This is a genomic window from Thermococcus sp. (genome assembly GCF_027011145.1).
Lineage (GTDB): Archaea > Methanobacteriota_B > Thermococci > Thermococcales > Thermococcaceae > Thermococcus.
In genome coordinates this window covers 1-7,905 of the sequence record NZ_JALVAO010000037.1, presented here as the reverse complement: position 1 = coordinate 7,905, position 7,905 = coordinate 1, and the positions used below count along the sequence as shown (strand labels likewise).

The following is a 7,905-nucleotide window of genomic DNA, read 5'->3' as shown; positions in this document are numbered from 1 at the left end:
CGAAAAGGACAACATAGTAACTGTGGTATCAAATAAACCTGGGTTTCACACTCTTGTTTCACCCATGATGCGGGCAAACGTCACGTGGAACTGCTCGTTCTCAGTCAAAACCATAGGTACCAGGTCAATCTTTGTCGAACCTGGATATTTCTCTTCGAACGGAAGTTTCATCCTCGCAAAAACACCAAAATTGATAGGAAACGGCTCATTTGGATGGAGAAGCATATCCATGCTTGTACCGACATACAAAAATGCAAATTTTTCAGCCATTATATTTGTAATCAATGGGTCAGGGAAAGTAGAAATAGCTAACCTTACTTGCAAAAAGGTAACTCTCACGCCAGAGAAAAACAGTTCAAACCCTGAGCATCAAGGGACAAAAGTCTCCTCCGAAAAACATTCATCAACGGTATTATCACAGAGCCCAACTAATAACACCAGAAAGCTTGTAATAAACGATACCACAATTAGTGTTGTGATACTATTAAACAGAACGTACCACCCAGAGGAAACCATAAGGGCCGACTTCTTTATCACGAACAAAGTTGGGACCCTAAATGAAATCGACATAAAACTTGATGTCTACTACTTTGGTGTCAAGGTTTTCTCCTACTCCCATCCCTCCTGGAGAGAGTATTCAGCCGGAAAAACAGTCCACATATACCAAGAGGCAAAACTGCCAATAATAACCCCTCCCGGGAAGTATCGGCTTGAGTTCTACATAACCCCTGAAGGTAGGGAAACAAAAGTTGTGAGCACGGAGATAATGGTTCTTCCGAATCTCACGTGGTTCATCCTCATGTCCCTAATACTTGGGATAATTGCCAGCATGATATACGCCCTCATCCACAGGAACAGGTACTTGGGGTGGATTATCAATCCCTACAAAGAGTTCACCGTTGGTCAGAAGTTCATATTCTTCGCAATAATCGGACTTATAGTATCGGCCATTATACTGGCCCTCGGCGCTGAAAACTACGCGAACGACGTTGCTATTTTTGTGTACTACTTGCTCCTAGTGGGCGTCCTGAACCTATGGATTGAATACTTCGAGCCAAAATGGGATAATGAAGGAATCCGAGAAGGATTCAGCGTGCTCCTCCTAGCGGGTCTCTCTTACCTATCTAAGGACGCATTGACTCCATACCTCTATGTAATTCTTTTAAGTCTAGGAATTATTATTCTTGGAAGGACAACTAACAAAGAAAGACGAAGAAGGATGAAAAACAAGCTTAAAGCTTCCTGAAACAGAAAGTAATATTATGGAGATTCCAAAAGCTCTACAACATTTTAAAGAGGGGAATAACAATGAGGAACAAGAACAAGATAATAATCCTTTGGATTATTGCTATATTCCTGCCCCTTTTCACCCTGCGCCTCTTTCAGGATGAGATGCTGTATATGATATTGTCAACTAAAGCTTTTCATCTGAATTTTGCTCCTCGTTCTTCCCTAGTGTTCATACTCACTTCTCCATTTGCCTCAATAGAGAACGTTGATATCAGGGTTTTTTTCCTTCGGGCATTAACGGCTTTCATAACATTGTTGGACCTAATTTTAATCTACGAACTGGCAAAGGAACGTTTTGATAAGAAATCAGCTTTCTTAGGAACTGTAACTTTCTTATTCTCCTTTGTCACCCTGAGATATGGAGCTAGATACACCCTAGAACCCTGGGGGGTCTTTTTTGTTCTTCTGGCTCTGTATCTGCTCGAGAGAAAACCACTCCTCTCAGCAATCTCTTTAGGACTCGCCTTTACCGCTAGGGAAACTTGGCTAACAACGTACCCATTCTTTCTTCTATATGTCTGGAGAGCCAAAAGAGGAAGAGCATTCTGGAAGTTTGTAACATCCTCCACCATCCCAGTAGTCCTTAATTTCCTTTTTATATACTCAATTAGCATTACCAGAAGTCCTCTGGGTTACAATGCCCGCATTATCTCAAATTGGATCATTATAGAATTACTAAAGCTCGACATTTCCGCATGGGTACAGTTTTTTATAGCGTACCCCCTAACCGTTTTGGGCTTTATATATGCAGTATATTCACTGAAGAACAGAGAAGAGCCTCTGCTGGTGGCTCTCCCCTCAGTGCTGACATTGAACGTCGTTTTTGGCTTCCTCCTTAACGGCCCCTTTGAGCGATACACCTTCGGGCCACTTGCCCTAATGAGCGTTTATTCCGGTTACGGGCTTGTAGAATTGTACAAAAAGATGTCCAATAAGGTAATAATAGTTAGGAAGATAAACATAGAAAAGGGGATTGCCCTATTCTTGGTGATTCAAATAATAGTTCTAAACCTAGCGGTTTTGCAATTCAGCGATATTGGAGCCAAGGGGATACAGGATTACGGGTACTGGTATGACCAGAGAGTCTTTAGTATTCTTGAAGAATACGGTCATCAGAATGAGTCATTCGGGGGAACTCCACATCCAGGTATGTTGGGTTTCAAAAACTGGACATGGGCAGACAGACGGATAGAGTTTGTTTTAAACATGAGTCCTGACTGGTTGATTACGTTTAGGAGCTGGGTTAAAATCGACAGAAAAGCCGTTGAATCCGGAGCAATCCAGATTTGGACTTCCGGCCCTTATGTTGTGATTCATGCCCAAGAGAAAGACGCCATAGAGAGATACGTTTTCCCGGCAAACTTTACACTCTGGAGGCACCCATAAGCGCTTCCGCTCGTCTTCTCGCAATGACAGCCATTTTCCTCCTAAGTTTCTCATTTTCCAAGAGCATTACAATGGAACTGACGAGCTCCTCGACCTCAGGTTTGATAACCAAGCCCTCTTTACCGTGCTCAACCACAATAGGGAATTCACCAAGATTGCTCACAATGACCGGCGTTCCAACTGCCATTGCCTCAAGGACAACCTTTCCAAAGGCCTCATTCTCAGAAGAGGGAAGTACCAAAACTTTGGCGTTTTTGTAGTACTCAAGGAGTTTTATATCACTCACAAACCCACTAAACGTCACAGAATCTTCAATACCTATTCGTTTAACTAGCTGATGATAATAGTCCAGAAGTTCACCCCCGCCAACAACTACAAGTCTCTCCCAAGGCAGGATTTCTAGAAGTTTGGCAAATGCATCGAGTACCAGAGATAAATTTTTCCAGCGATGAGCCCTAGTTAGCTGGCCTACAAAGAGAATGTACTCACCACCATATTCCGGATGCCCATGCAAAAAGACCTCAGAAATTCTCGGATATCGAACCTTTGCTTTAAACCCCCTATTAAAAAGAAGCCGAGCCACATAATGGGAAACTGCAAATAGTCTTGCACCCGCGAGGGTAACCCTTTCCAGGGTTTGTGAATACAGAAGGGCTATCTTATCAACCCATGAACCTTTTTCTAACTTTCCCACATGATAGTAGACAACAAAGGGGACTCCATAAAGCTTTGCCACTAAAGACGCAACATCTGCATAGAACGGTACTGGTGTGTGAGTAATTATAACGTCAAATTTCTCCCGTTTAAGGAGGTACAAAAGTTCAAAAGGAAGGGATAGCCTAACAGGAGTATTTGACACAACAAAAAGAGGGCGACGCCTAATAACTTTAATGCCCTCTAGAGTTTCATCCCGAGATTTACCTTTTGTGGAACACACAACCGTAACATCGTTTTCTTTTTTCATTTCCAGGGCCATTTCATACGCATACCTCTCGAGACCTCCCCCCTCAGGATAAAAGTAAGGGGAAACCATAAGAATTTTCACTTATGACACCTCCTTCAGCATCAGAATGCTTACAAAGAATGAGAAAAACGCCAGCTGAATACCTAGTGCAACGAGGGTCATAACGAGGATTGCCTGCTTTATTTCAAAGAGCTCACCATAACCACTAGCCCGCCATTTAAGAAAAATGCTAATACCAACACTAAGACCTACCACCAAGAGAACTGCCGAGAGCAACAGACCCTCTTCCAGTATAGAGTATCTCATAAAGAACTTGGTTATCCTGTCTGGCTTTTCTAAACCTTCCTTTACTGAGTAGACCTTACTGAATATTCCAAAGTTTATAATCTGAAACCCCACGATTATCAGAAGACTCGCGAGAATAAGAGAATGAACTCTTAGTGGATTGGTGTTATAGGCGTAGGCTATAAGACCAGCTCCTCCAAGAACAAAAGAAATCCCAGGAATGAGAAACAGGTAAGAGGGAGAATAAAGTAACATCAAACGAAGGTGTCGCCAGCCATCCCTAAATGAGTTTAGCTTCGATTTTCCAATGCGGGGATGATAAGTTATAGGTACCTCCTTAATTCTAAGCCCCGCTTTGGCGGCCTCAATAATCATCTCGCTAGCAAACTCCATACCACGACATTTCAAAGGGAGTTTCTCAAGGGCATCTCGACGTATAGCTCTAAATCCACAATGGGCATCGGAGATTTTAGTCTTAAATAAAAAGTTCAGAATTTTTGTAAGGAGCGGATTTCCAACATACCTATGAAGCCATGGCATTGCTCCCTTCTCAATCCTACCCTTTAACCTAGTACAGATTACCAAGTCCGCTTCATCCCTTAGAAGGGGCTCAAGAAGCTTAGGAAGCTCAGAGAAATCATAACTCCCATCTGGGTCACCCATGACTATATACTTTCCCCGTGCATTATTGAACCCAGTTATATATGCATCTCCATAACCCCGATTTTTTTGGGGGATTACAAGGGCTCCCAAAGAACTGGCTATATCTGGAGTATTGTCAACACTTTTGTCAACTACTATTATCTCATAGGATAACCCCATTTTTTCCAATGACTCTTGTAGTTTTGGAAGCACAACAGATATTGCCTTTTCCTCGTTCATAGTTGGTAGTATCACAGAGACATCAACGGTCATAGGGTTTCCATCTCCTAATAGCAGATGCATTATTTGGGGTTTTTAGAACTTTGCCATCCAATTCCAGGAACTACTATAACATATAAAAAACTTTTTAAAGTTTGAAGTTGTTCTTTCTTGGAATACCATTAATGGTGGTTAACATGAAACGATCGAAAATTGTCGTTGGAGTGGTTATATTTTTGGTTTTCTCGAGTTATGTGGTGTCAATATTCACCGATACGGCAATCTCAAGGGGAAACTCAATAGAGACCGCCGAATTTGACGTGGCCATCAGCAAGAACGGAAAGCGCTTCTACAACGAGCTGAAGCTTTTTGAGATGAACAACCTCCTGCCCGGTGAAACCAGAAAATCCGAATTCCAAATCAAGAACCGCGGAACGGTTGAAGTTAAAAAACTCACAATAACGTTCAAAGTCAGGAACTACGAGGTGAGAATGTCTCCATCGGAAAAAGCCGTGGATTCAACGCCCGAAACCGGAGAACTCGGAAAGTGGCTTGTTCTGAAGTCCATACATGTGAAAGGAAAGAGCATCATCGTCAACCAAACGCTAAACGCCCTCAATGGAAAGACGATAACGCTCCCCGTAACGCTACAGCCGGGAGAAATAGCCGGAATCGAGATGACGTTTGAACTTCCAGATGAGACAGGCAACGAGTGCCAAACGGATGGAATAGACATAACTCTAAGGCTCGACGCGAGCCAGTGAGCTTTTATACTTCCCCCACATTTTCCCTCCGGTGAGAGCATGATTGGGATTATCTTTGACATGGACGGTGTTATCTACCGCGGGAACAGGCCCATCGAAGGCGCGAGGGAAGTTGTGGAATACCTGAAGAAAAAGGAAATTCCCTTCCTGTTCCTCACGAACAACTCGACAAAGACACCGGAAATGTATAGAGAAAAGTTGCTCTCGATGGGCATCGATGTTCCAGCGGAGAGAATAATAACGTCCGGTTTAGCCACGAGGCTCTACATGGCTAGGCACATGGAACCCGGAAAAATCTTCGTCATCGGCGGTAAGGGCCTCCACGAGGAGATGGGAAAGCTAAACTGGGAGACGGTAAGCCCCGAGGACTGCAGAGAAGGAAAATGGCGGGAAATCAGGCACGTTGTTGTCGGCCTCGATCCGGGTTTGACCTATGAGAAACTCAAATACGGAACTCTGGCGATAAGGAACGGGGCGAGCTTTATAGGAACAAACCCCGACACCACTTACCCAGCTGAGGAGGGCCTCTACCCGGGAGCGGGAGCAATAATAGCCTCACTGAAGGCCTCGACCGAAAAGGAGCCCCTCATCATCGGAAAGCCAAACGAACCCGTTTATGAGATTGCAAAGGAGAAGATGGGACGCGTTGACGAAATCTGGATGGTCGGCGACAGGCTGGACACTGACATAACCTTCGCCAAGCGCTTTGGGATGAAGGCGGTAATGGTCCTAACCGGTGTCAGCACTCCCGAGGACGTTAAGAATAGCCCCTTTAAACCCGATTTAATCCTCCCAAGTGTTAAAGAGCTCCTGGACTACCTGAGGGTTGTGAAATGAAGGCCAAAGAGCTCATCGAAAAGCTAATCTGGCAGGAGAACGAGCTCTACAACCTCTACAAGCTCGGTGAAACCTTCGCCCTCTTCGAGAGACCCGAGCTGAGGGACGTTTTCACACTGATAGCGGAGGAAGAACTGAGGCACGGGGAGACCCTGAGGGGCCTACTAAAGGAGGGAACACTGGAGGGGTTAATTGTCGACTACATGGACGAGCTCTCCCTCGAACCAGTTCTCAGCGATAAGAGGGCGGAGCCTGAAAGCCTTGAAGAACTCGTCGTGGAGGCCGTGCTGAGGGAGAAACACGCCTATGAGATGTACTCCAAACTAGCGGAGCTTTTGGAAAGCCCCTTCAACGACCTTTTTGTGCACATCGCGAGGGAGGAACTGACTCACGCGTACAGGTTGAAGCTGATATACGAGTCTCTCTAAACCATCCACTTCCCTTTTCTACCACTTCCCCACCATCCAAGAGGGTAAGCCAGAATTCGTCACGATGGCAATGAAATGTGGGGTAAGGTATATTAGGGTGCCCGGTGAGAGTGGCGGTGCTGATGATTTTACCAATTGACAAAATTATGTACAACTGTGTGTCAGGGGTGTTTATATGCCTGTTGAAAAAGTGATGAAAAGAGACGGTAGAATCGTGCCTTTTGATAGGGAGCGTATAAAATGGGCCATACAGAGGGCAATGCTTGAAGTTGGAATCCATGACGAAAAACTTCTCAACAGGGTCGTCAGAAGGGTCGTCAGGAGGATAAACGAGCTCTACGATGGTCAAATCCCGAACATAGAGAACATTCAGGACATCGTTGAGCTCGAACTGATGAGGGCCGGCCTCTTTGATGTCGCCAAGGCCTACATTCTCTACCGCAAGAAGAAGGCCGAAATCAGGGAGGAAAAGAAGAAAATTCTCAACAAGGACAAACTCGATGAAATCGACAAGCGCTTCTCGTTAAACGCTCTACGTGTTTTAGCCTCGCGCTACCTCATAAGGAACGAAAAGGGCGAAATAATCGAGAGCCCAAGGGAACTCTTTGAGAGGGTGGCAACTCTAGCCGTAATCCCCGATTTACTCTACGACGAGAGGGTTTTTGACAAAGATGGGAACCACGAACAGGATTTGAGCAGAGTCAAGTACTACCTTGAGCACTTTGAGGAGTTCGATGGCAAGTATTCAATAGGCCGCTTCAAGCTCAACAAGTACCACTTTGAGAGGCTCCTCAACCTCTACCGCGAGCTGGCAGAGAAGGGCAAAATGAAGGTCTCGATAGACGAGTTCCTGGGCATGCTCGAAAACGGGGCCTTCGACGACTACGAGGGCGAGATAGAGGAATACTTCAGGTTGATGGCAGGGCAGGTGTTCATGCCAAACACACCGGCGCTAATAAACTCCGGAAGGCCTTTGGGAATGCTTTCAGCGTGCTTCGTTGTGCCGATAGAGGACGACATGGAGAGCATAATGAAAGCGGCACATGATGTGGCCATGATACAGAAGAGCGGAGGGGGTACTGGGCTCAAT

At 45.1% G+C, this 7,905-nt stretch carries 8 protein-coding genes; 6 read left to right on the top strand and 2 right to left on the bottom strand.

The features are described from left to right. Both MVG27_RS03835 and MVG27_RS03830 read left to right on the top strand, forming a co-directional pair. Positions 1-1,246, top strand: a 1,246-nt coding sequence (locus tag MVG27_RS03835; protein ID WP_297556242.1) for a hypothetical protein, incomplete at its 5' end; no start/stop codon positions are given. Positions 1,247-1,308: 62 nt separating this feature from the next. After that, positions 1,309-2,676, top strand: coding sequence for a glycosyltransferase family 39 protein (locus MVG27_RS03830; protein ID WP_297556239.1), 1,368 nt, complete (start codon positions 1,309-1,311; stop codon positions 2,674-2,676). On the opposite strand, the gene MVG27_RS03825 is transcribed toward MVG27_RS03830, so the two are convergent. Continuing rightward, positions 2,654-3,721: a glycosyltransferase family 4 protein gene (locus MVG27_RS03825; RefSeq protein WP_297556237.1), complete on the bottom strand. Its 1,068-nt coding sequence runs from the start codon at positions 3,719-3,721 to the stop codon at positions 2,654-2,656. The genes MVG27_RS03830 and MVG27_RS03825 overlap by 23 nt on opposite strands. Next, positions 3,722-4,840, bottom strand: coding sequence for a glycosyltransferase family 2 protein (locus tag MVG27_RS03820; protein ID WP_297556235.1), 1,119 nt, complete (start codon positions 4,838-4,840; stop codon positions 3,722-3,724). Positions 4,841-4,983: 143 nt separating this feature from the next. On the opposite strand from MVG27_RS03820, the gene MVG27_RS03815 reads away from it, so the two are divergent. From MVG27_RS03815 to MVG27_RS03800, 4 genes are all read left to right on the top strand, one after another. Beyond that, the gene (locus MVG27_RS03815) at positions 4,984-5,550 is read left to right on the top strand and encodes a TasA family protein (protein ID WP_297556232.1); all 567 of its coding nucleotides are present in this window, start codon (positions 4,984-4,986) and stop codon (positions 5,548-5,550) included. A gap of 39 nt (positions 5,551-5,589) precedes the next feature. Then, positions 5,590-6,387, top strand: a complete 798-nt coding sequence (locus tag MVG27_RS03810; RefSeq protein WP_297556230.1) for an HAD-IIA family hydrolase — start codon at positions 5,590-5,592, stop codon at positions 6,385-6,387. After that, positions 6,384-6,815 carry a ferritin family protein gene (locus MVG27_RS03805; RefSeq protein WP_297556229.1) on the top strand — a complete coding sequence of 144 codons (432 nt, stop codon included), beginning with the start codon at positions 6,384-6,386 and terminating at the stop codon, positions 6,813-6,815. The genes MVG27_RS03810 and MVG27_RS03805 overlap by 4 nt, the downstream gene beginning before the upstream one ends. Positions 6,816-6,990: 175 nt before the next feature. Then, on the top strand, positions 6,991-7,905 hold a 915-nt coding region (locus MVG27_RS03800; protein WP_297556227.1), incomplete at its 3' end, for an ATP cone domain-containing protein.